The sequence below is a fragment of the Microbacterium sp. PM5 genome, from assembly GCF_003293595.1.
In the GTDB taxonomy this organism is placed as follows: Bacteria; Actinomycetota; Actinomycetes; order Actinomycetales; family Microbacteriaceae; genus Microbacterium.
Genome location: NZ_CP022162.1, coordinates 723,753 through 745,938 on the forward strand (window position 1 = coordinate 723,753; position 22,186 = coordinate 745,938).

The 22,186-nt window shown below is 69.3% G+C and carries 19 protein-coding genes and 1 tRNA gene; 7 read left to right on the forward strand and 13 right to left on the reverse strand.

Annotated features, from left to right (window positions below):
- Positions 1–553: 553 nt before the first annotated feature.
- On the reverse strand, positions 554–1,975 hold the full coding sequence (locus CEP17_RS03585; RefSeq protein ID WP_112931295.1) for a zinc-dependent metalloprotease: 1,422 nt from the start codon (positions 1,973–1,975) through the stop codon (positions 554–556).
- Positions 1,976–2,110: 135 nt separating this feature from the next.
- On the opposite strand from CEP17_RS03585, the gene CEP17_RS03590 reads away from it, so the two are divergent.
- The gene (locus CEP17_RS03590) at positions 2,111–3,229 is read left to right on the forward strand and encodes a S16 family serine protease (protein ID WP_036316597.1); all 1,119 of its coding nucleotides are present in this window, start codon (positions 2,111–2,113) and stop codon (positions 3,227–3,229) included.
- A 63-nt stretch (positions 3,230–3,292) separates the two neighbouring features.
- Entirely contained in the window at positions 3,293–6,205 is a 2,913-nt protein-coding gene (locus CEP17_RS03595) for a UPF0182 family protein (protein ID WP_036316598.1), read from the forward strand.
- Positions 6,206–6,287: 82 nt separating this feature from the next.
- On the opposite strand, the gene CEP17_RS03600 is transcribed toward CEP17_RS03595, so the two are convergent.
- The 7 genes from CEP17_RS03600 to idi are packed head-to-tail and all read right to left on the reverse strand — an operon-like array spanning position 6,288 to position 11,923.
- Complete coding sequence (locus CEP17_RS03600; protein WP_112931296.1) at positions 6,288–7,160, reverse strand: prenyltransferase; 873 nt, start codon at positions 7,158–7,160, stop codon at positions 6,288–6,290.
- Positions 7,157–7,501 (reverse strand): lycopene cyclase domain-containing protein, encoded by a 345-nt coding sequence (locus tag CEP17_RS03605; RefSeq protein ID WP_112931297.1) that lies wholly within the window; start codon positions 7,499–7,501, stop codon positions 7,157–7,159. The genes CEP17_RS03600 and CEP17_RS03605 overlap by 4 nt, the downstream gene beginning before the upstream one ends.
- Complete coding sequence (locus CEP17_RS03610; protein ID WP_112931298.1) at positions 7,498–7,857, reverse strand: lycopene cyclase domain-containing protein; 360 nt, start codon at positions 7,855–7,857, stop codon at positions 7,498–7,500. Before CEP17_RS03610 ends, CEP17_RS03605 begins: the two co-directional genes overlap by 4 nt.
- 1 nt (position 7,858) lies before the next feature.
- Positions 7,859–9,454 carry a phytoene desaturase family protein gene (gene crtI / locus CEP17_RS03615; protein ID WP_112931299.1) on the reverse strand — a complete coding sequence of 532 codons (1,596 nt, stop codon included), beginning with the start codon at positions 9,452–9,454 and terminating at the stop codon, positions 7,859–7,861.
- A complete protein-coding gene (locus tag CEP17_RS03620; RefSeq protein ID WP_039415737.1) occupies positions 9,451–10,305 on the reverse strand; it encodes a squalene/phytoene synthase family protein in 855 nt (284 codons plus the stop codon). The genes crtI and CEP17_RS03620 overlap by 4 nt, the downstream gene beginning before the upstream one ends.
- Entirely contained in the window at positions 10,302–11,378 is a 1,077-nt protein-coding gene (locus CEP17_RS03625; protein WP_112931300.1) for a polyprenyl synthetase family protein, read from the reverse strand. Before CEP17_RS03625 ends, CEP17_RS03620 begins: the two co-directional genes overlap by 4 nt.
- On the reverse strand, positions 11,375–11,923 hold the full coding sequence (idi, locus tag CEP17_RS03630) for an isopentenyl-diphosphate Delta-isomerase (RefSeq protein ID WP_112931301.1): 549 nt from the start codon (positions 11,921–11,923) through the stop codon (positions 11,375–11,377). The genes CEP17_RS03625 and idi overlap by 4 nt, the downstream gene beginning before the upstream one ends.
- A 73-nt stretch (positions 11,924–11,996) precedes the next feature.
- On the opposite strand from idi, the gene CEP17_RS03635 reads away from it, so the two are divergent.
- Positions 11,997–12,464, forward strand: a complete 468-nt coding sequence (locus CEP17_RS03635) for a MarR family transcriptional regulator (protein WP_036318202.1) — start codon at positions 11,997–11,999, stop codon at positions 12,462–12,464.
- An 81-nt stretch (positions 12,465–12,545) separates the two neighbouring features.
- On the opposite strand, the gene CEP17_RS03640 is transcribed toward CEP17_RS03635, so the two are convergent.
- Positions 12,546–12,622, reverse strand: a tRNA-Met gene (locus tag CEP17_RS03640).
- 179 nt (positions 12,623–12,801) lie between these two features.
- On the opposite strand from CEP17_RS03640, the gene CEP17_RS03645 reads away from it, so the two are divergent.
- Positions 12,802–13,605, forward strand: coding sequence for a carbon-nitrogen hydrolase family protein (locus tag CEP17_RS03645; RefSeq protein WP_112931302.1), 804 nt, complete (start codon positions 12,802–12,804; stop codon positions 13,603–13,605).
- Here CEP17_RS03645 and CEP17_RS03650 read toward each other — a convergent pair.
- On the reverse strand, positions 13,586–14,803 hold the full coding sequence (locus CEP17_RS03650; RefSeq protein ID WP_112931303.1) for an aminotransferase class I/II-fold pyridoxal phosphate-dependent enzyme: 1,218 nt from the start codon (positions 14,801–14,803) through the stop codon (positions 13,586–13,588). The two genes, CEP17_RS03645 and CEP17_RS03650, sit on opposite strands and share 20 nt — an antisense overlap.
- Positions 14,804–14,903: 100 nt before the next feature.
- Between CEP17_RS03650 and CEP17_RS03655 the strand changes: the two genes are divergently transcribed.
- Positions 14,904–16,484 (forward strand): trypsin-like peptidase domain-containing protein, encoded by a 1,581-nt coding sequence (locus tag CEP17_RS03655; protein WP_036318198.1) that lies wholly within the window; start codon positions 14,904–14,906, stop codon positions 16,482–16,484.
- A 96-nt stretch (positions 16,485–16,580) separates the two neighbouring features.
- Here the strand turns inward: CEP17_RS03655 and CEP17_RS03660 are convergent, their stop codons facing one another.
- From CEP17_RS03660 to CEP17_RS03670, 3 genes are read right to left on the reverse strand one after another with little or no spacing between them, the layout of a single operon-like run.
- A complete protein-coding gene (locus CEP17_RS03660) occupies positions 16,581–17,870 on the reverse strand; it encodes an aminoglycoside phosphotransferase (RefSeq protein WP_036318199.1) in 1,290 nt (429 codons plus the stop codon).
- Between the two features lie 21 nt (positions 17,871–17,891).
- Positions 17,892–18,131, reverse strand: coding sequence for a hypothetical protein (locus CEP17_RS03665; protein ID WP_051039532.1), 240 nt, complete (start codon positions 18,129–18,131; stop codon positions 17,892–17,894).
- 48 nt (positions 18,132–18,179) lie between these two features.
- Positions 18,180–19,112: a hypothetical protein gene (locus tag CEP17_RS03670; protein ID WP_112931304.1), complete on the reverse strand. Its 933-nt coding sequence runs from the start codon at positions 19,110–19,112 to the stop codon at positions 18,180–18,182.
- 102 nt (positions 19,113–19,214) lie between these two features.
- Between CEP17_RS03670 and CEP17_RS03675 the strand changes: the two genes are divergently transcribed.
- Positions 19,215–20,612, forward strand: a complete 1,398-nt coding sequence (locus tag CEP17_RS03675; RefSeq protein ID WP_112931305.1) for an ABC transporter ATP-binding protein — start codon at positions 19,215–19,217, stop codon at positions 20,610–20,612.
- Positions 20,588–22,141, forward strand: coding sequence for a hypothetical protein (locus CEP17_RS03680; RefSeq protein WP_112931306.1), 1,554 nt, complete (start codon positions 20,588–20,590; stop codon positions 22,139–22,141). Before CEP17_RS03675 ends, CEP17_RS03680 begins: the two co-directional genes overlap by 25 nt.
- Positions 22,142–22,186: the final 45 nt, after the last annotated feature.

Sequence of the window (22,186 nt, forward strand, 5' to 3'; positions counted from 1 at the left end):
GACGTCGGCACGCATGAGCCGCGCGGCACGGCGCGGCTCGATGAGCCGGTCGGCGACGACGATCACCGGCACCCCCTGCTGCGGCGCGTCCACGGCCCAGGTGTCGACCGACACGCGCGCCAGGCCCGCGGCATCCCACCCCGCCATCAGCGCTTCACGCTCGATGCTCGTCAGCGATTCGGGCACCTCCACCCTGACCGCGCGCGGCGTTGGTGACTCACGGGTGAGCGCTTGCTCGATTCGTGCCGCGAACTCCGCGGCTTCCGCCGCGGTGGCGCCGAAGCTGCGTGCCAGAGGCACCAGCCCCGCGTCGGCCACGCCATCGGCGAGGGCATCGAGGAGGCGCTCCTGCCACGGGAGCACGCCGTCGACGCGGATCGCCGGATCCGTGCCGAGTTGGAGGCTGGACGGCGTGCGCCACAGCGGCGGGGACGAAGCGGCCAAGCGGAGCATGCCCCGATTCTGAGGCCCGACGCGCCCGCCTGCCGCGACTGTCCACAGACGCGGCACGGGACACCGGAGAGGTTCCGGCGGGGGAGGAGGCGGTGCCGGTTCACACCGGCCGGGGATCCTCCGGACCGTCGTCATCGGTGGTGCGCGCCTCGGGTGCGCCTCCGCCCTGCTCCGCCTCTCCAGCCGCCTCCTCGGCCGCTTCGGCCAGCAGCGCGTCCAGTGCCTCGTCGAGAGCATCCCGTTCGGGGTCCTCGCCGCGTTCGTGGGCGACCAGACGCGCGACGAGCGCCTGCGGGTCGTCGATGTCACTCGCTCCCGGCATGAGGTCGGGGTAGTCCCAGAGGCGATCGCGCGCCTCGATGCCCACGGCATCCGTGACGGCCCGCCACATCGCCGCCGCTTCGCGCAGTCGTCGGGGGCGCAGTTCCAAGCCGACGAGGGAGGCCATCGCCTGTTCGGCGGGACCGCCCACCGCTCGGCGGCGACGCACCGCCTCGGCGATCTTCGCCGAGGCGGGAAGACGCGAGGTCGCATCGGCGGTCACGACCTCCACCCAGCCTTCGATGGTCGCCAGGAGGTTCTCGAGCCGGCCCAGCGCGGCCTCCTGCGCGGGCGTGCGTTGGGGAAGCAGCGCTCCGGACTCGAGAGCCGAGCGCAGTTCCTCCGGCGAGGACGGGTCGAAGCGTGATGCGAGGTCTTCGAGGGCCGTGGTGTCGACGTGGATGCCGCGGGCGAACTCGGTCACCTGGGTGATCACGTGCAGCCGCAGCCACCGGGCGTGGCGGAACAGGCGAGCGTGCGCCAGTTCGCGGGTGCCCAGATACAGGGCGAGCTGGTCATCGGTCACATCGAGATCGCGGGCGAAGTCGGCGAAGTTCTGCGGCAGGATCGCCGCGATGCCGTCGGGCATGACGGGAATGCCGACGTCACCGCCGGAAACCACCTCCTGCGACAGACGTCCGATGACGCCGCCGAGCTGAGCGGCGAACAGAGAGCCGCCCACGCGCCGCATGAACGTGCCCGCTCCGGCGACCAGCTGTCGCATCTCTTCCGGGGTCTGCTCGTCGATCGCGGCGGTGAGTGCCCCCGCGATCGAATCGGCGACGGGCTCGGCCAGCTCCTGCCAGACCGGAAGTGTCGCCTCGACCCACTGTCCGCGGGTCATGGCCTGCGCCGGGGCCGCGAGGTCGGAGATCGTCGTGGCTTCGCTCAGCCAGAGGGTCGCGAGGCTGAAAGCCTGGTCGAAGTCCTGACGATCGCCCGACGTGATGCCGAGCCCGTCCTTGTTCGCCAGGTGCAGCGCTTGTGTCTTCGCGGCGCTCCAGTCGATGCCGTCGTCGCTGCCGGTGGCGAAAGCGTGCTGCATCTGCGCCATCATCTGCTGCAGCATGGCGGGATCCACGCCCATGCGGGAGAGGCTCTCGAGCTGTTCGGGGTCGAGGCCTGCACCTCCACCGCCGAGCAGGTTCCGCAGCAGTTCTTGGAATTCGTCCTCGGGGCGGTCGGGAGTCTCGTCAGCCATATCAGGCGCCTTTCAGCAGGCGGATATCGTCGCGTTCTACGCTAATGGCTGGACTTCCCCGCACGGCCGCCTCGGCCCGCCACGGAGGATGTCCCGTGTACGCCGATCGCGAACGATCGGCCGGGAGGATCTGCTGTGGCACTGTTCGACGAGGGCACGACGGTCGTGCCCGCTCGCCGCCGTCCGGTGTCTCGCCCCCTGCGCGTGGGCGTGTGGGCTCTTGCGGTCGCCTTGGTGGCGCTGCTCGCCCTCACGCTCCTGCCCACCAACTACGTCATTCAGCGTCCGGGGCCGGTCTTCAACACGCTGGGGTCGGCCCCCGACTCGTCGGGCGCCGACGTGCCGCTGATCACCGTGAAGGGCGCCCCGACCTACCCGACCTCCGGTGCACTGGACCTGCTGACGGTGCAGGTCGTCGGCAATCGCGAACGGACGCCGTCGTGGTTCGAGCTCGCTCTCGCCTGGTTCGACCCGGCGAAGGCGGTGCTCCCCTTGGACGACGTGTTCCCGCAGGGTCAGACGACCGAGCAACGCAACCAGGAGAGCGCGGTGATGATGGTCGACTCTCAGAAGGAGGCGACGGCTGCCGCTCTCACGCAGCTCGGCTACGACGTCAAGCCGATGGTCGAGGTCTACGCGCTCACCGACGACTCGGCGGCGCAGGGCATCCTCCAGAAGGGCGACATCATCCGCAGCGCGAACGGTCAGGCGATCACCGAGACCGATCAGCTGCGCACCATCATCAACGCCGGCGCGGGCGCTCCCGTTCGGCTCACGATCGACCGCTCCGGGGCCAGCGAGAACGTCGAGGTGACCCCGAAGCAGGCCACCGTGGACGGCAAGAGCACGTGGCTCGTGGGAATCTCGACCATGCACGACTACGACTTCCCGGTCGACGTCACCCTGCAGCTGAACAACGTCGGCGGGCCCAGCGCCGGCATGATGTTCGCCCTGGGCATCATCGACACGCTCAGCGACGGGAACCTCAACGGCGGCGAGCAGGTCGCCGGAACCGGCACGATCGATGCCGCCGGCACCGTTGGGCCCATCGGTGGGATCCGCCAGAAGATGTACGGGGCGGTGGGTGCCGGAGCGACCTACTTCCTCGCCCCCAAGGACAACTGCGACGAGGTGGTCGGACACGTCCCATCCGGTCTCCGGGTGTTCTCCGTCGCGACCCTGAAGGACTCGTTGCAGGTGCTGGCGACGATCCGCGACAAGGGTGACCTCGACGCGCTTCCGACCTGCCGCTGACCTCACGGCATCCTGGAAGGTTGCTCGGCATCCCTCCAGAATCACCCCACCTAGGATGGTGGTGTGACCACGACCTCAGCGCCGAACCAGGCCACGCCGAACCCCGTCCGTCGCGCGATCGCCATCACGCTCGCGGTCATCGCGGTCGTCGTCGTCGGCTTCTTCATCTTCGCGAGCCTCTACGCCGACTGGCTCTGGTACGACCAACTCGGGTTCTCGAGCGTGCTGTGGACGCAGTGGACGGCGCGCGTGATCATGTTCGTCGTCGGCTTCCTGGCGATGGCCGTGCCCGTGTTCATCGCGATCCAGCTCGCCTACCGACTGCGTCCGGTCTATGCCCGGCTGACGTCTCAGCTCGATCACTACCAGGAGGTCGTGGAGCCGCTTCGTCGGTTGGCGATGTGGGGCATCCCGGTGTTCTTCGGGTTCTTCGCGGGCTTCGCCGCCTCGGCGCAGTGGGAGACGGTCTGGCTGTGGTTCAATCGCGTCGATACCGGCGACCTGGACCCGCAGTTCCAGATGGACACCGGCTTCTACATGTTCTCGCTGCCGTTCTTCAGTTCGGTCCTCGGGTTCGCCTCGGCTGTGCTGCTCGTCTCGCTGCTGCTGTCGGCGCTCGTGGCGTATCTGTACGGGTCGGTGCGCATCGGGCAGCGCGAGCTGCGCATCTCGAAGGCCGCGCGCATCCAGCTCGCCGTCCTCGCCGGCCTCTACCTGCTCGTGCAGGGCGTGAGCATCTGGCTCGACCGCTACAAGACGCTGACGCAGCAGAGCGATCGCATCACCGGCGCCAGCTACGTCGACGACCACGCGGTCATCCCCGGCCTCACGATCATCGCCATCGCGGCCGCGATCGTCGCCGTTCTCTTCTTCGTGACGGCGATCATAGGCCGGTGGCGGTTCCCGCTGATCGGTGTGGGCCTTCTCGTCGTTTCGGCGCTGGTCGTCGGCGTTGCGTATCCGTGGGTCGTGACCAACCTGCAGGTGCGTCCCAACCAGGAGACCCTGGAGAGCCCGTACTACCAGCGCAACATCGACGCCACGAAGAAGGCGTACGGCATCGACGGCCTGACCAAGAGCGACTTCCAGGCGGTCACGAACGTCGCCCCCGGCCAGCTGCGCTCCGACGCCCAGACGACGGCGTCGATCCGCATCATGGACCCCGCCATCATCTCGCCCACGGTGCGCCAGATCGAGCAGTACCGCGCGTACTACCAGTTCACCAACCCGCTCGACGTCGACCGCTATCAGATCGACGGCAAGTCGCAGGACACCGTCGTCTCGGTGCGCGAGTTGAACATGGCCCAGCTCGGACAGGCCGCCTCCTGGTACAACTCGACGCTCGTCTACACCCACGGTTACGGCATGGTCGCGGCGAAGGGCAATGAGCGCACCGCCGACGGCAACCCCGTCTTCATCGAGCGCGGCATCCCGACCACCGGCGCGCTCACCACGAGCGAGAAGTACGAGCCGCGCATCTACTTCGGCGAGAACTCCCCGCCCTACTCGATCGTGGGTGCGCCGGAGGGCACGCCCGACATCGAGCTGGACTATCCGCGGGGCACCGGTGACGCCGCCCAGACGAAGACGACGTTCCAGGGCAACGGCGGGCCGAACGTGGGCAACCCGTTCAACCGCCTGATCTACTCGTTGAAGTTCCAGTCGACCGACATCCTGCTCTCCGACGGCATCAACGCGGACTCGCAGATCCTCTACGATCGCGATCCGATCGACCGCGTGAACAAGGTCGCGCCGTACCTGGAGCTCGACAACGACCCGTACCCGTCGGTCGTCGACGGACGCATCGTCTGGATCGTCGACGGCTACACGCTGAGTGCCAACTACCCGTACTCGTCGATCGTGAGCCTTCGCGATGCGATCAGCGATACGACGAACACCACGCCGCGGGTGGCCCTTGACGACGTCAACTACATTCGCAACTCCGTCAAGGCCACCGTCGATGCGTATGACGGCAAGGTGACCCTGTACGCGTGGGACGACACCGATCCGCTGCTGAAGGCGTGGCAGAAGATCTACCCCTCGACGGTCAAGCCGCTGTCGGACATGAGCGCCGACCTCATGAGCCACGTGCGCTACCCGACCGACCTGTTCAAGGTGCAGCGCGCGATGCTGGGCACCTACCACGTCGACGACGCGGGCTCGTTCTACCAGCGCGACAACGCCTGGAAGACCCCGAACGATCCCACGCAGAAGAACCCGGTGCTCCAGCCGCCGTACTACCTGACGATGAAGATGCCGGGGCAGGATGCCGCGAGCTACTCCATGTTCACGACGTTCATCCCGGGCGGTGACGACACGCGCAACGTGTTGATGGGATACCTGTCGGTGGACTCGGATGCCGGAGCCACGGCGGGTGTCAAGGACCCGAACTACGGCAAGCTGCGCATGCTGGAGATCAACGCCGAGACACCCGTCCCCGGACCCGGACAGGTGCAGAACACGTTCGATGCCGATCCGAGCGTGTCGGCGTTCATCAACATCCTGAAACAGGGGCAGTCGGAGGTCATCAACGGCAACCTCCTCACGCTGCCGGTCGGTGGAGGACTGCTGTACGTCCAGCCGGTGTTCGTGCAGTCCTCCGGGTCGACGAAGCTCCCGACCCTGCAGAAGGTGCTGGTCGCCTTCGGCAACCAGGTGGCCTTCGAGAGCACGCTCCAGGATGCGCTCGACAAGCTGTTCGGCGGCGATTCGGGCGCGAGTGCCGGCGACGGCGACGTCACCCCGTCGGCGACACCGAGCCCGGCTCCGACCGACGGCTCGGGCTCCGGCTCGGGTGCGACCGGCGGCGGCACCGGGACGAGCGTCGAGTTCCAGGCGGCACTCAAGGACGCCCAGCAGGCGATGATGGACCGGCAGAGCGCCCTGACGCAGGGCGATTGGGCCAAGTACGGCGAAGCCGACGCGCGGCTGACGGCGGCGCTGCAGAAGCTCATCCAGCTGGAGGGTCAGGGCTGAGACCCGGACGCCCATGCACACGGGCCGGAGGCGGTGACGCCTCCGGCCCGTGTGCATGGGCGCGAGGATTCTCGCGGAGGGGTCAGCGGCTGAGCGCGTACCAGATGAGAAGCAGCGTGACCGCGAATCCGGTGAACTGGTTGAGCCACAGGAAGCGTTCCCACCCGCGGGTGGCACGCTCGGCATCCTGGTCCGCGACGTTGCGGTACGGCCAGACGGTGACGATGTAGGGCAGCGCGAGGAGAGCCGCGAGCGGTCCCGGCCACGCGGTGCCGAACATCGCGACGCCAGCCGCCGCATACCCGGCGATGGCGAGGCGGACGGTGGTGCGGGCACCGAAGACCGTCGCGATGGACGAGATGTCGGCCTCTCGATCCGCCACGACGTCCTGCACGGCCCCGAAAGCGTGTGAGGCGATGCCCCAGAGGGCGAAGGCGACGATCACGGCGCTCAGCTGCCACGTCCACGTCGCGCCGGCCAGCACCAACCCGTACACGGCGGGGGAGAAGAAGTGGATGCTGCTGGTCACCGAGTCCGCGACGGGACGTTCTTTCAGACGAAGTGGCGGCGCGGAGTAGAAGACGACGAAGAAGAGGCTGATCGCGAGCACCAGCCAGGAGATGGGTGTGCCGACCAGCGCGAGGTAGACGACGAACGGCAGGCACGACAGAGCGGCCGCCCAGAGCGTGGTGGCGTGCAGGCGACGCTCGAGCACGGCGCCGTGGGCGCCACCCTTGCGGGGGTTGCGCAGATCGGACTCGTAGTCGAAGACATCGTTGATCCCGTACATCGCCAGGTTGTAGGGGATCAGGAAGAAGACGGTGCCGACGATGAGGGTCGCATCGATCCTTCCGGTCGTGAGGACGGTGGCCGCCGCGAAGGGGTAGGCCGTGTTGATCCAGCTGACGGGTCGAGACGAGAGGAGGAGCTGGCGGGCGGTGGCGGTCGCGGTCATCGTGCGGAATCCGTCTCGGTGTCGGTGGGGGAGGAGGGGTCGCGTCGAGGCGGGCGGAGGAGCTCGGCGACCGCGGGGACGGCGAAGGCGGCCACGATCGGATAGGACAGATCCTCGATGGGAGCCAGGCCCACACGGATGCCGCTGATGAGCGCGTCGGGATAGGTGAACAGGCCGGCGGCGATCATCGCGTTGTCGAAGATCACGGTGAGCACGACCAGAACCACAGCGGTGATCACGCTCGCCGTCAGTCGCATGCCGAGCCCTGGACGGCGAGCCGTCGCGGCGAAGGCGATCGCCCCGACGAGGGCGAACGGCGCGACGATCAGAGGATACGTCACGGCATCCTCCGCACTCGCCGGGCCCGTGCCGTCAGCGCGCGGATCGCCGCAGCATGCACCACGAGCGCCAGATAGCACAGGAAGGCGAGGAAGACGGGCTCTTCGACCGGAAGGTGCGGCGCCAGATCGATCCCCAGGAGATAGGGGCTGTCACCCTTGACGAACACGCCGGTGGCGATGCCGACGGCATCCCAGAGCAGGAAGAACGCCGTCGCGACGAGGACCGTGGCGATCGCGCGCCCGCGGCGGCGCTCGGCCGTTCGGGATGCCGGCCACAGGACGAGGCGAAAGCGTGCATCCAGCGCGATGATCCCGCCCAGCGACACCAGGAGGACGAGCAGATAGGCGCCGGGCATGTCAGTCGTCGCCGGCGCCGCGGCGGATGCTCCGTCCTGCTCCCACGCCGCTCGGCTCCGGGAGGCGGGCCGCTCCGTCGTCTCCACGAAGTCTCTTGACGACCAGCTCGGCCGAGATCAGGCACATCGGAAGGCCGATGCCGGGCAGCACGGAGGTGCCGGCATAGAAGAGCCCGTCGACCTTTCGTGACGCGTTCCGAGGTCGGAAGACGGCACTCTGGCCGAGCGTGTGCGCGAGTCCGAGGGCGCCGCCCCGCCACGCTCCCAGATCGGCTTCGAAGTCGGCCGGTGCGATGGTGCGCCGCACCCGGATGCGTGCGGCGAGGTCCGGGATGCCGGTCCATGCCGCGATCTGCGCGATGACGCGATCTGCGGCTGCCTCGATCAACGGCGCGCCTGCCCCGTCGACGCCGCCGTGCCCGAGTGACGGATCGGCGGGCATCGGAACGAGCACGAAGAGGTTCTCGCTGCCCGCCGGGGCGACCGATGGGTCCGTCGCCGAGGGGCGGCACACGTACAGGGAGGCAGGATCGGGAATCCGCGTGTCGCGGCCGAACACATCGCCGAAGTTCTTCTGCCAGTCCCGGGCGAACAGCAGGGTGTGGTGGGCCAGCTGCGGAAGCTCGCCCTCGACGCCGAGCAGCAGCAGAAGGGCGCCGGGTCCGGGGTTGCGCCGTCGCCACCACCGTTCCGGGTAGGTCTGCAGCGACTCCGGCAGCATCGTCGTCTCCGTCGCGTGCAGGTCTGCGGACGACACGACGATGTCGGCTTCGTGCACCGTGCCGTCGGCCAACCGGATGCCGATCGCGCGCGCATCGTGGGTGAGGATCTCCGCCACGGGCGACGCCGTGTGCACGGTGGCGCCCTGGGCCTCGGCCACGCGGGAGACGGCCGCGATCACCTCGGTGAAGCCGCCCTGTGGGTAGAGGACGCCCTCGTCCAGGTCGAGGTGGCTCATGAGGTGGTACAGGCTCGGCGCATCGTAGGGGGATGATCCGAGGAAGACCGCGGGGTAGCCCAGGATCTGGCGCAGGACGGGATCGGCGAAGCGCCGCGCGACGTGGTCGTTGAGCGATCGCGTGAGCAGGGGAGCGAGGCGAGGCAGCTGACCGGCCACGGCCGGGGCCCGCAGACCCTTCGTGGAGGCGTAGGTGTCGTAGAGGAACCGCGACACGGCGAGGTCGTACGCATCGTGGGCCGAATCGAGGTACTCGTCGAGACGTGCTCCGGCGCCCGGCTCGCGGCTCTCGAAGAGCTCCCGCGCCTGCGCGCGACCGGACACCACGTCGATCGGATCGCTGGGTGCGGCGCCGTTTGGCTCGGGATAGACGCGATAGGCGGGGGTCAACGGCACGAGATCGAGCTGCTCGGCCGCTGTGGTGCCGCACAGGCGGAAGAAGTGATCGAAGACCTCGGGCATGAGATACCAGCTCGGTCCCGTATCGAAGCGGAAGCCGTCGCGCTCCCACGAGCCCGCTCGACCGCCCAGCTCGGGGGAGGCCTCGTGGAGGTCGACTCTCCAGCCGTCGCGCGCGAGCAGGGCGGCGGTGGCGAGCCCTGAGATGCCTCCGCCGATGACGAGGGCCGTGCGGCTCATGCGGTGCTCCGTTTCGGGGGGCGGCCGGCGAGGGCACGGGCCGCGATGGTTGCTTTGACGGGGGTGGGCACGGAGACCCGCGCGGTCTCGTCGTCATCGCGCAGGCGGCGGGAGAGCTCCGCGAACAGGCCGTGTGCGGTGGTCACAGCGCGCCGGCAGTCGGCGGGCAGGTCGGCGATCGCCCGCGCGGCGGCATCCAAGTCGGCGTCGATGCGGTCGAGGACGGCGATGCGGTCTCGGTGTCCGTCCTGGAGGCCGAGGTAGTCGCGACCGAGGCGGTTCTCGTCGTCCGCGCGGTCGCGGAGGAAGTTCACGTCCTGGAAAGCGGCACCGAGGCGGCGGGCGCCGTCGACGAGAGCCGGATCGGCGATCAGCGGCGTGCTGCGACCGGCGTTGACGAAGATCTGCAGGCACATCAGACCGACGACCTCCGCCGACCCGTAGACGTAGGCGTCGTGCGATGCGTCGTCGTGCTGCGTGCGTGTGAGGTCGGTTCGCATGGAGGCGAAGAACGGCCGGATGAGATCATGACCGATCCCGCACTCGCGTGCCGCCAACGCGAACGCGTGGACGATGAGGTTGGTGCTGAAGCCCCGAGCCACCGCAGCGAGCGTCTCGGCCTCCAGCTCGTCCAGCAGCAGACGCTGGGTGGATGAGGGCAGACCCGTCGCCTCGGCGGCGCCGTCGACGACCTCGTCCGCCACTCGGACGAGCGCGTAGACGCTGCGCACATGCGTGCGCACGCGCGGACCGAGAAGGCGGCACGCCAGGGCGAAGGACGTCGAATAGGCCGTGATCACGGTCGCTGCCGCGTCTTGTGCGCAGCGGTCGTACGACGATCCGCCGCTCACGGGATGCGCTCCTCGATCGTGTTCGCGACCTCGGCCAGCAGTGCGACGACGGCAGGGGGCAGGGACGGCGATGCGGCGCGGGAACGTGCGCGGCGGAGGCGATCGTGAATGAGAGCGACCAGGTCGTCGCGGGCGCCGCTGGCTTCGAGTTCCCGCTGCGCGCGGCGCACGGCGATCGGGCCCGTGTGCGCGACGGCGAGGGCCGAGCTCACCCGCGGCCAGGCGGCGGTGTCGCGCGCGAGCGCGATCAGGGGAGTGCGCTTGGCCTCGCGAAGATCGGCGCCGGGGTCGCGGCCGGCTTGACGACGTGAGCCGAACGTTCCGATGAGGTCGTCGACCAGCTGGAAGGTGAGCCCGAGGTCGGCGGCGGCGAGGGAGAGCTGCGCCCGGGCGGCATCCGATGCCCCGGCCAGGACCGCTCCGGCCAGCAGCGGCGCTTCGAAGGAATAGGCGGCCGTCTTGTCGTGGGCGGCGCCCAGCAGCGCATCGGTCTCGGGATAGTCCGCACGCGCGGCGTGCTCGACATCGGCGAGTTCGCCGGATGCCGAGACGAGGATCGCGTCGTCCATGATCTGCAGAAGCGCGGCGCGTGCCGGTGCGTCGATGGCGACGGAGGCGACCAGCCGCGTGGCCTCGAACAGGAGGAGATCGCCGGCGAGCACGGCCGCGGCGTCGCCGACCGTTGCCGCCTGGTCCGCCGACGCTCCGAAGGAGTGGGCGCGCGTGCGGAATCGACCCGCGACGTTGGGAATGCCGCGTCGCTCCAGATCGCGATCGATGAGGTCGTCGTGCACGACGAAGGCGGTGTGCAGCAGTTCGAGGGCGGCGGCGACGTCCCAGACGGCCGCACCCGCCGTGTGGAGCGCGTCGGTCGATCCGCCGAATGCGCGATAGGCCGCGACGACCAGTGCCGGCCTCAGGCGTTTCCCGTCGGCGGCTGCCGCGGTCGTCGCGGCTGCAAGCGCACGGGCGCCATCGCCGAGGGGCGCGGCCCGCCGTTCGAGCCGCTCGAGGGCGCCATCGATCGCCGCGTCGATCCTTTGCCGCGCGTCGTCGTCGAGCAGCGTGATCACGAGGCTCTCCGAACGGTCGCTTCCTCGAAGACGCCGAGCTGTTCGGCCTGAAGCACCAGCCATGGGCTGAAGGCCCAGGGGGTCGCTCTCAACGAGACGGCCAGATCGGCCGGATCGACCCAGCGGGCCTCGGCGACCTCGAGGGGATTCAGCCGCGGCTCGTCGTCGACGATGGCGGTGTAGACCGGGCAGATCTCGTGCTCGACGATGCCGCTCGCGTCGACGGCGCGATAGCGGAAGAGCGGCAGCGCGAGCTGCACGTCGCGCAGTGTGAGACCGAGTTCTTGTTCCGCCCGGCGATGGACGGCGTCGATCACCGCCTCCGCGGGCCGGGGGTGGCCGCAGAACGAGTTGCTCCACACTCCCGGCCAGGTCTTCTTGTCGAGCGCTCGCCGGGTGACGAGGGTTTCGCCGCGCGAGTTGTACACGTGGCAGGAAAATGCCAGATGAAGGGCGGTATCGGTGCCGTGGACGCTCGCCTTCGGCGCCGTCCCGATCTCGTCCCCGTCGTCATCGAGCAGGACCACGTATTCTGTCGGGGACACGATCTTCTCCTTATTGCTAGTTTAGCTAGCGATTTTAAGGGATACTACCTTTCGAGTGAGGGGGGTGTCCAGCGTGACAGACCGGTGGATCCCAACGACGGAGCGCGACCAGCTCGTGCGCGAGGCGCTCGTCGCCGTGCGCTCCTTCAGCGATTCTATGGACCGCATGCACGGCGTGCTCCGCAGCGACATGGATATGAACGGCTCGGATTTGGCGGCCCTGCGCATGCTGATCGTCCGCGAGCAGCGAGGTGAGTGGGTGTCTCCGCACGAGATCGCACGACACCTCGCCATCTCCACCGCCTCGACGACGAAGCTTCTCGATCGCCTCGCCGAGCGGGGACACATCGAACGCCGTCCTCACCCGGCCGATCGGCGCGCCCGCATCGTCGTGCTCACCGACCGCGCCCGGAGCGAGTTCTATCGCCATCTCGGCGCGCGCATGGCGAAGATGCGCGATGTCATGGATGCCTACAGCGATGACGAGCTGCGTGCGATCGCCCGTTTCCTCGATGACATGGACGAGGCGATGGTCGACTGAATTCCGCCGCAGACGTAGAAACGAAGAAGGCGTCCCGATCGGGACGCCTTCTTCGTTGACCGGATGACACATCCGACCGATTGGTTGCGGGGACAGGATTTGAACCTGCGACCTCTGGGTTATGAGCCCAGCGAGCTACCGAGCTGCTCCACCCCGCGGCACAAGGAATAGCCTAACACGGGTTTTGCCCACCGGTGCACACCCGCCCGACGAGCCGGCGGTCGTTGCTCCGGGCACGGTGGTTCGGGAGGATGGGACGACCGCGTCACGCACACGCCCATCGCGACGGGATCGATATCGGGGCGCCCCAGTGATCACTCCCGAGAGGACACAACCGATGAGAACGGATGCCGTCGGCATCGCCGTCGCACAGTTCGCGCCCACGGCGGACAAGGCCGACAATCTGCGCGTCATCGACGAGCTGGCCGGTGTGGCCGCGGATCGCGGGGCCGAGGTCGTGCTCTTCCCCGAATACTCGAGCTACTTCGTCGACCCGTTCGATGCGACGCTCGCCGCCAACGCGGAGCACCTGGACGGGGCATTCGTCGCGGGACTGACGGCGATCGCTTCGCGTCGCGGTGTCGTGGTTGTCGCGGGGATGGTCGAACACGGTGCGACCCCGCGCGTGCGCAACACCGTTGTCGCCGTGGACGCGACCGGACTTCAGGCGGTGTCACGCAAGCTTCATCTCTACGACGCGTTCGGGCAGCGAGAGTCCGACTGGGTCGAGCCGGCGCCTGTCAACGCTCCGGAAACCTTCGAGGTGGGAGGGCTGACCATGGCGCTGATGACCTGCTACGACCTTCGCTTTCCGGAGGTGGGGCGCGTGCTCGCCGACGCGGGCGCTCACGTGATCCTGGTAGCGGCGGAGTGGGTCAGAGGGCCGCTCAAGGAACAGCACTGGCGAACGCTTCTGCATGCGCGTGCCATCGAGAACACCCTCTACGTGGCAGGCGCCGATCATCCGCCCCCGCTCGGCGTCGGCGCCTCGATCGTCGTCGATCCTCAGGGCGTGGAGATCGCCGGGGTGGGAACCGCGACCGACGTGGCCGTCGGTTTTGCGTATGCCGGGGCCATCGACCGTGTCCGACGCGTCAACCCGGCGCTGCAGTTGCGGCGGTTCAGGGTCGAGCCGCGCTGATCAGCGCCAGTCGGCGGCTTGCCTCGGCGATGACGTCCGTCCGTTTGCAGGCAGCGAAGCGCACCAGCGTGGCATAGTCGGAGCGGTGTTCGGGAGCGACGAATGCCGTGAGCGGAATTGCCACGACACCGGCGCGTGCCGGCAGTTCGCGGCAGAAGTGTGCCGCGTCAGTTCCGGGTTCCATCAGTGCCGCGGCATCCGCCACCGTGAAGTAGGAGCCGGCCGGCGTCGACACCGTGAACCCCGCGGCACGCAGTCCCTCGGCGAGTCGGTCGCGTTTCCGCCCCAGTGTGGCCGCGATCTCGGTGAAGACGGCGTCGGGAAGTCCGAGACCGACGGCGACGGCGTCCTGGAACGGCGTCGTACTGACGTAGGTGAGGAACTGCTTGACCGCCAGGACGGCGTCGATCAGGTCGGCGGGACCGGTGATCCACCCGATCTTCCATCCCGTGGTGGAGAACGTCTTGCCCGCTGAGGAGATCGACAGGGTGCGCTCTGCGGCTGCGGGATCTGTCGCGATCGGAACATGGGCGCCGTCGAAGACGAGGTGTTCGTAGACCTCGTCCGTGACGATGAGAGCGTCGTGATGCTCTGCCAGCCGGACGATCTCGGCGCGCACGTCCGCGGAGAAGACGGCGCCGGTCGGATTGTGTGGATCGTTCACCAGAATGATCCGCGTGCGGTCGGTCACGGCGGCCGCAAGGAGGTCGAGGTCGGGCTGGAAGTCGGGCCATCGCAGCGGCACGGTGACCAGTCGCGCGCCGGTCAGCGCCACGATGGCCGCGTACGCGTCGTAGTAGGGCTCGAAGACGACGACCTCGTCCGCAGGAGAATCGATCAGCGCCAGCAATGTGGCGGCCAGCGCCTCGGTCGCTCCCGCGGTCGTCACGACCTCGCGGTCGGGATCAACGGTGAGCCCGTAGAAGCGCGCCTGATGCGCGGCGATCGCTTGGAGCAGGGCGGGGACGCCGCGACCAGGCGCGTACTGATTGCGTCCGTTCGCGATGGCCGCGCGGGCCGCCTCCAGAACCACGGCGGGGCCGTCCTCGTCGGGGAAACCCTGGCCGAGGTTGATCGCCCCCGATTGTGCGGCCAGCGCACTCATCTCCGCGAAGATCGTCGGGGCGGCGACTCCCGATGCGGACAGTAGTCCCGCGCCCTGTGCCGTGCGGCGCCACGTGCCCGGAATCTCTCGCATCGCGCTCAGGCTACATGCATAGGCTGGGCGAGGTGCGGGCATAAGCAACACACAGAATCGCGCGACATCCTGGTCAGGTCTTGGGAAGAAGGAAGCACACATGAGCGAGAACACCCCCACCAACAGCGAACCGCAGGATGGCGCCGCGCAGGGCATCGATGCCGCGCAGCAGCGTGAGACCGCGCCGGAGCGTCCGCCGCTGCCCGAGCAGTCGGCCACGCACGCGGCTCAGAATTCGCCGGCAGGCGCCGCGACCTCCGCGCCCGCCGGTACGCCGGAGCCGGGCACCGGCTACGCCGCGCAGGCGCCGTACACGGCCCCGACCCCGCCGACGGCTCACACGCCGAGCCCGCAGGCGCCCCACGCGTCCTACCCGGCCCCGTCGTACGGCAGCCCGGCCTTCGGTACCTCGGCGTTCGGCACTCAGGCCACGGCCGTCTACCCGGCTGCGACGACCGCAACGGAGCACGCGCCGTCGGCGAAGCTCGGTGCGGGCAAGATCGTCGGCATCATGGTCGCGGCGGCGCTCGTCGGTGGCGCGGCCGGAATCGGGGGAGCCGCGGCGGGCGCGTCGTTCTTCCCGCAGTCGCAGACCGTGGTCAGCGGAGCACCCTCCACGGTGACGGTGAACAACACGGCCTCGGTGAATCAGACGACGGCGATCGCCGCGAAGGTCGTCCCGAGCGTGGTCACGATCTCGGCGACCGCGGGCTCTTCGGGCGGCACCGGGTCCGGGGTGGTCCTCACCTCCGACGGCTACGTCGTGACGAACACACATGTCGTGACGCTCGACGGTCAGACCGCTGACGCGAAGCTGTCGGTCACCGCATCGGACGGCAAGGTGTACGCGGCGACCATCGTCGGCACCGACCCGACCTACGACCTCGCGGTGATCAAGCTCACTGATGCATCGGGGCTGACTCCGATCGAGTTCGGCGACTCGTCCAAGCTCAACGTCGGCGACGCGACGGTCGCCGTCGGAGCTCCGTTGGGCCTGTCGAACACGGTGACCACGGGGATCGTCAGCGCTCTCAACCGCTCGATCCAGATCGCCTCGTCGGCCGCGCCGAAGGGTGACTCACAGGATCAGACCCCCCAGCAGGGTGACGGCAACGGCTCGCCGTTCCAGTTCGACTTCGGCCAGGGGCAACAGCAGTCGACCGCGCAGAGCTCCATCTCCATCGCCGTGATCCAGACGGATGCCGCCATCAACCCCGGCAACTCCGGTGGTGCGCTCGTCGACGGCGAGGGCAAGCTGATCGGCATCAACGTCGCCATCGCCTCTGCTGGCGGCTCGAGCTCCAGCGGTCAGTCCGGGTCGATCGGTGTGGGCTTCTCGATCGAGTCCGACATCGTCAAGCGCATCACCGACGATCTGATCAAGAACGGCACCGCCACGCATGGTCTGCTGGGTGCAGGTGTCCGTGACGCCGCCACCCAGGAGGGCGCCACGACCGCCGGAGCCTACATCGCGGACGTGACTTCGGGCGGTGCCGCTGCTGCGGCGGGTCTGAAGAAGGGCGACGTCGTGACGTCGTTCAACGGAGTGCCGATCACCAATGCCACCGACCTGACGGCACAGGTGCGGGCGCTCGCTGCGGGATCGAAGGCGACGATCGTCTACGACCGCGGAGGGAAGACGAGTTCCGCCGAGGTCACGCTCGGCCAGCTCCAGCAGTAGCGTCGCTCCCCGCCCGCCGCAGCCGGGCGCCACCGAAGGCCACCGTGCGAGTTCCTCTCACGGTGGCCTTCGTCGTCGCGCGAGAGGGGAGCGGAGTCAGTCTGCGAGCAGACGCTCGATCGCCGAGAGCGGGATCGCGAGCCAGGCGGGCCGATGCCTGGCCTCGTAGATGGCCTCGTAGACCGCTTTGTCGAGTTCGAGCGCGTTGAGCAGGATCTGGGCGGTCGCGCCTCCGGTGTCGGAGTATCCGTCGAGAAAGGCGGTACGTGCCGAGCGGGCCCAGGCGTCGGCGGCCTCGTCGACAGCGCCGTCGTGCTGCTGGGGCGCGCGCTGCAGTCGCAGCGATCCCGCGACGTAGTCGAACGAGCGCAGCATGCCGGCGATGTCGCGCAACGCGAGATCCGGTGCGCGTCGCTCGGCGATCGGTCGCATCGGTTCTCCCTCGAAGTCGAGCAGCATCCAGCCCCGCGTCGGCGAATGCAGAACCTGGCCGAGGTGGTAGTCGCCATGCACTCGCTGCAGGGCGGGCCAGGAGGAGGCCTCGGCGGCGGCGTAGATCCGGTCGATTGCCGCCGCGTGGGCGGCGAGCGCAGGCACTTCCACCGCCGCGATGGCACGTCGTCGCCGCCACGCCGCGCTGATGGCGCGCCGGGCGACCCCGTCCGCGCGCGGGGTGGGGAACAGGCGGGCGAGATCTCGATGGACCGCGGCGGTGACCTGACCGAGGGAGGCGGCTTCGGCGGTGAAGTCGGTGTTGACGGCCGCCGCGGCAAGAGCCACCCGCCAGGCGTCATCGACGTCGGGCAGGAACTCCTGCGCGAATGCCAGCGATCCCCGCTCTGAACCGCCGCCCGGCGCCATCGTCCAGCGGCCGTCGAGATGGCCCACGACGGGGGGAACGTGGCGGCTGCCGGCGGCTGCGAGGGCGGACTGGAGTTCGATGTCCGGGTTGATGCCCGGATGCAGGCGGCGGAACACCTTGCAGATCGTCGGCGCGGCGTCGCGTGGACGGTAGATGATCGAGGTGTTCGACTGCTCGCCGACCAGCACCTGCGACGGACCGTCCAGATCGCTGCGACCCAGTTCGGCGAGCAACGCCGAGGCGAAGGCGTGATCGTGCGGTCCGTCGATCAACGCACGACCCTCGTGGACCGCGATCGTCCACGGCTCCGTGACATCGGCGGGACGGGTCACGAGCGGAACCTGATAGACGATGGCGTCCTCGTCGTCGCCGTCGGCGACGATCAGGACCTGAACGGCCGCATCCGGGTCGCCGGTCGTCAGCTCGCGTTCGTCGAGAATCCGCAGGCGGGGTGAGCGTCCGGTCGGCGAGTACCACCGCTGCTGCGGCATCCACACAGCCAGGTGCCCCAGCGTCGTCTGCATGCGTCGAGGCTAGTCAGGGGGTCACGGGCTGTCGAGGTCGCCGGTCTGATCGTTGCCGTCGCGGTCGGCCTCGGTCGAGGACGATGACGTCGTGAGAAAGGTCTCGAGCGGAACCGAGATCGCGACGCCAGCAGCGCCGAACACACCGAGATCGTCGATCGGCGGCGGCAGCACTTCTGCCGGCTGCGGCTGTTCCCGCGGGTCTGCGGGCAGCCCGCCCCACTCGGACGGATCCTCGGGCCGACTCTGGAAGATACCCATGCGCCCATTGTGCGCGATGCGGCTGCGACGAGCGCTCGCCGCGCGGGATCACCCGGGTTCGCGGTCCCCCTCATCCGGTGTGAGGGGCCGACCGGACTTGCGCGCGCCGCGGCGCGGAACAAGACCGGCGACGGCCGTCACGGCCGATCGCCCGCGGTCGCCGATGGTGCTGCCGGTGCGCCGGACGAAGCCGAACGCGGTGCTCTCGAGACGTGTCGCGCCCGGCCGTGGCTCGAGCTCGGCGGGGTACTGCAGCGGCGCTCCTCCGAAAGCGCGCCGGGATCCGACCACGACGCGTCGCCCGAGCAGGTGATTGCCGGTGCCGCCCACGGCGGCACCGATACCGAAGGGGAGAGCCTTGCCGATGACGGATGCGCCGCCCTTGGCGGCGAACTGGCGGATGAAGGCCGACTTCAGCCTGTCCACGAGAGGACCCACGGCGGCGCGAGGCAGCGACTTCGTGATCAGTTCGCCCCAGTACGTGGGGCGGGGCGTCCCCGTCCCGGCGAGCTGTCGACCGAGCTGCGCGACGAGATCGACACCCTCCTTGCCGAGCATGAGCGTCAGCACAAGGGCGCGCGCCCGGTCGGGGTTCTCGACACGGATGCCATGCAGCTCCGCCAACGACTGCGCGAACAGCGCGGTCGCTTCGAGGAAGCCCACCGTCTCGACACCGGACAGGGCCAGGGTCATGCCGGTGCCGATGCCGGGGACCACCGCGGTGGCTCCCACGGCCGCGCCGCCGGTGGTCACGGCCGCCAGGTAGCGGCGTTCGAGCATCCGCACGATGTCGCTGGTCGCTGCCTCGGGGTGGCGCAGGCGGATGCTGCGCAGGTGCGCGATGACGGCGGGGCGCTGCACCTGAAGAACCCGGTCCAGGGCACGGATGGTCCGAGGGTGCTCGGAGGACCCTTCCGGCGGCAGGCCTCCGGCCCACGGCGCGTCATCGGGGAGCGAATGGATGCGGGGGATCTGGACCATGTCGGCACGATCCTATGGACGGCCCCTGGAGAGCGGCTGAGCGTTGACGCGCGGGTGTGGACGATCGGGGCGATCGTCGGACCGGCTTGCTAGGTTTGACGGGTGAGCGCCCCCCATCCGACCCCCGCGGAAGACGACGGCGTGCACGATCTGCCGCCGCTGCCGTCGGTGCCCGCTGCCGAGGCGGCAGCTCAGCTCGATCGCCGCGAGGACGAACCGGCGGCGGCGCCCGCGGTGCCCCGACCGCGTCGTCCCGCGGCACAGCGCGGCGCCCCGCGCGTACCGCGGCCACGCAAGCCCAAGGCCACGCTCCCGCCGCCCCCCGACGTGCCGCCGGAGGTGGCTGCCGCACGATTCGAGGCGGCCCCGCCGCCACCGCCGTCGTCCATCGACGCGGGAGCCGAGATCTCGGAGAGTCCCGACCTCGAACCGGCGCTGCCGGAGGCCACCGCTGAGGGTGAGCGAGAGCCTGAGGTCGAGGTCGAGGTCGAGGTCGAGCCCGAGGTCGTGATCGAGGTTGAGCCCGAGGCAGAGGCCGAGCCCGTGATCGAGCCCGATCAGACCGTTGCGGACGACGCCCAGGTCGCGCCCAAGGGTGCCCTCGAGGTCGAATCCGTCGCGGACGACGTTCCCGACCCGGACGCGGCGGCATCCGCGCTCGCGGAGATGCTGGCGGCGACGGGACCCGCCTCGACGGCCGATACCGATGAGTCCGTCGACGACGCCGGCGCGAACGTGCAGATCGAAGCGGTGCGTCTGAGCGGGGTCACGAAGACATTCGGCGCGACCGTCGCGGTCGACGCGATCGATCTGCGAATCCCGGCCGGCACTTTCTACGGGATCGTGGGCCCCAACGGTGCGGGCAAGACGACGACGCTCTCGATGATCGCGGGTCTGCTCCGCCCCGACAGCGGTGAGATCCGCATCGCGGGTGTCGACCTGGCATCCGCGCCTCGTCAGGCGAAACAGAAGATGGGCATCCTGCCCGACCGCCTGCGCACTTTCGACCGGCTGACCGGCAGGCAGCTGCTGCACTACTACGGAGTACTGCGCGGACTGCGCTCGGCCGTCGTGGAGAGTCGTACGGCGGAACTCGCGCGGGCGTTCGATCTCACCGACGCCCTGTCGCGGCCCGTGTCGGATTACTCGGCCGGTATGACGAAGAAGATCATGCTCGCCGGAGCCATGATCCATTCACCCCGCGTGCTCGTCCTGGATGAGCCGTTCGAGTCGGTCGACCCGGTCTCGTCGGCGGTCGTCCTCGACATCCTGTCCGCCTACGTCGCGCACGGCGGCACGGTCGTGCTGTCCAGTCACGGAATGGAGCTCGTCGAGCGTGTCTGCTCCGGACTCGCGGTGATCGTCGGGGGTCGTGTGCTCGCCGAGGGGACCGTCGATGAGGTGAGGGGAGAACTCACTCTCGAGCAGCGCTTCATCGAGCTGTCCGGCGGCATCAGCGACGCGGAGGGGCTCGAGTGGTTGCACACGTTCTCCGACTGAGGCTCGACCTCCTCGTCGGCGCCCTGCGCGCGGACCGACGCCAGATCGCGCGCACACTCGTGGGTGTCGCCGTGGTCGCGCTCGTCGTGGGCGCCGTGTGTGTCGCCGCATGGCGGCTGCGCTCGTCATCGGAGGACGCGGCATTCGCGGTGACGATGGTCGCGGCATCCGCTCTCACCCTCGGATTCTTCGTCACGGCCCTGGTGGGGGGCGTGGACGATCAGCTCGACCCGCGGCGATTCTCCGTCGTCGGAGCGTCGCCTCGCGCGACGGCCGGAGCGACGCTGCTGGCGAGCATGATCAGTGTGCCGGCGATCGCCCTGATTGTCGTCGCGGTGGCGTTGAGCGCGCTGTGGGCTGATCGTGGCGCTGCGGCGTGGGTGTGCATCGTCTCCGCCGTCCTCGGCGTGCTCACGTGCCTGCTGCTCGCGAAGATCGGCCTGGCCCTCGCGGGCATGGTGCGCGATCATCGCTCCAGAGAGCTGACGGGGGTGTTCCTCATCGCCCTGATCGTGGTCGTCGTTCCTGTCGTGGTCTTCCTCGCATCCCTGCAGTGGACCGACGGCGTACCGTCCGCTCTGGTCGCGGCCGTCGACCTTCTGGCGCTCACTCCTCTGGGCGCGCCATGGGCGCTGCCCGAACGCGCACTCAGCGGTGGCGCAGCGGGCCCGGCCGTTGTCGCGGCGCTGTCGGTCGCGGTGCTCGCGGCACTGTGGTTCTGGCTCGTCGACCGGTTGATGACGACCACCGAGCGCCCGGGGGTCGCGCGTCAGAAGCGCGGGCTGGGGTGGTTCGATCTGACGGGCGGCACAGCGGCCGGTGGCATTGCGGCACGCAGCATCGTCTATTGGTTCCGTGATCCGCGTTATCTGGTCAACATCATCATCGTGCCGATCGCGGCGGCCCTGACGATCATCCCGCTCGTGCTGGTCGGCGTGCCGATCGAGCTCGCGGTGCTGCTTCCGGCCCCACTGATCGCGCTCTTCTTGGGCTGGTTGCCGCACAACGACCTCGCCTACGACTCGACGGCTCTCTGGATGCACATCGCGGGCGCTGTGCGCGGCGCGGCGGATCGGGCCGGACGTCTCGTGCCGATCACGGTCGTCGGCGCGGTCCTGCTGGCGGTGGCCGTGCCGGTGACGATCTCCCTGCACGGACGTTGGGCGATGCTCCCGGCGATGGCGGGCGTATGCGCCAGCCTGTTCCTGGGCGGGCTGGGGTTGTCCTCCCTCACCTCTGTCATCGCTCCCTACGCCGTCTCCCGACCCGGCGACAGCCCGTTCCAGCAGCCGCAGCGCACCGGCGGTGGACTCTCGCAGGCGGTGGTGATGTTCGGGGCGATGCTCCTGAGCGTTCCGACGCTGTGGTGCGCCTGGCTTGCGTTGACGGCGGACGAGAGCTGGGCGTGGATCGCGCTGTGGGCAGGTGCGGGGTCGGGCGCGGTGGTGCTGCTGATCGGGATCTTCGCCGGCGGAGCCGTGTTCGATCGCACCGGCGAGCGTCTCATGGAGTTCGCCGAGTCGACGTGACCCTGGGGACGAACCCGTCCACGGGTGCCTCGCCGCCGATAGAAT

What these genes read in the sequence shown, in the direction of transcription:
- CEP17_RS03585 (WP_112931295.1), bottom strand. Translation starts at nt 1,975, where the DNA reads ATGGCTGACGAGACTCCCGACCGCCCCGAGGACGAATTCCAAGAACTG.
- CEP17_RS03600 (WP_112931296.1), bottom strand. Translation starts at nt 7,160, where the DNA reads ATGACCGCGACCGCCACCGCCCGCCAGCTCCTCCTCTCGTCTCGACCC.
- CEP17_RS03610 (WP_112931298.1), bottom strand. Translation starts at nt 7,857, where the DNA reads ATGCCCGGCGCCTATCTGCTCGTCCTCCTGGTGTCGCTGGGCGGGATC.
- crtI (WP_112931299.1), bottom strand. Translation starts at nt 9,454, where the DNA reads ATGAGCCGCACGGCCCTCGTCATCGGCGGAGGCATCTCAGGGCTCGCC.
- CEP17_RS03645 (WP_112931302.1), top strand. Translation starts at nt 12,802, where the DNA reads ATGAGAACGGATGCCGTCGGCATCGCCGTCGCACAGTTCGCGCCCACG.
- CEP17_RS03650 (WP_112931303.1), bottom strand. Translation starts at nt 14,803, where the DNA reads ATGCGAGAGATTCCGGGCACGTGGCGCCGCACGGCACAGGGCGCGGGA.
- CEP17_RS03655 (WP_036318198.1), top strand. Translation starts at nt 14,904, where the DNA reads ATGAGCGAGAACACCCCCACCAACAGCGAACCGCAGGATGGCGCCGCG.
- CEP17_RS03660 (WP_036318199.1), bottom strand. Translation starts at nt 17,870, where the DNA reads ATGCAGACGACGCTGGGGCACCTGGCTGTGTGGATGCCGCAGCAGCGG.
- CEP17_RS03665 (WP_051039532.1), bottom strand. Translation starts at nt 18,131, where the DNA reads ATGGGTATCTTCCAGAGTCGGCCCGAGGATCCGTCCGAGTGGGGCGGG.
- CEP17_RS03670 (WP_112931304.1), bottom strand. Translation starts at nt 19,112, where the DNA reads ATGGTCCAGATCCCCCGCATCCATTCGCTCCCCGATGACGCGCCGTGG.